The organism is Pantoea sp. SIMBA_079, assembly GCF_046940275.1.
GTDB lineage: Bacteria > Pseudomonadota > Gammaproteobacteria > Enterobacterales > Enterobacteriaceae > Pantoea > Pantoea borealis.
Window position 1 is genome coordinate 1 of the sequence record NZ_JAWRYR010000529.1, and the last position, 259, is coordinate 259.

1 protein-coding gene is annotated in these 259 nt (G+C 63.7%); it reads right to left on the reverse strand.

What is annotated here, in order from left to right; translation table 11 throughout:
* Positions 1-3: 3 nt before the first annotated feature.
* Positions 4-259: hypothetical protein (locus SB719_RS21075; RefSeq protein WP_412159872.1), on the reverse strand; the 256-nt coding region annotated here is incomplete at its 5' end.

Here is a 259-nt window from a genome sequence, read left to right on the forward strand (position 1 = left end):
CCTTCATTTCTGTCCTTCTGGCGGATTGGTCGGCTGGTCGCCTCCCGTGCCCGTCTGCGGCCGCTGGTTTTCGACCGGCGGGTTCTTGTCCGGCTGGTTGCCGGAATCCGTCGCGGGGGGCGTCTCTATGCCCTGCTGCTGCGATACCGATCCGCCGCCGGTCAGGCTCCATCCAAAGAACAGAAGCAGCAGAACCGCCAATATGACCAGGGCGAAGCGCGGAAAGTATCCGAGCGTCCGCGAGGGTTCGGCTCTTTTG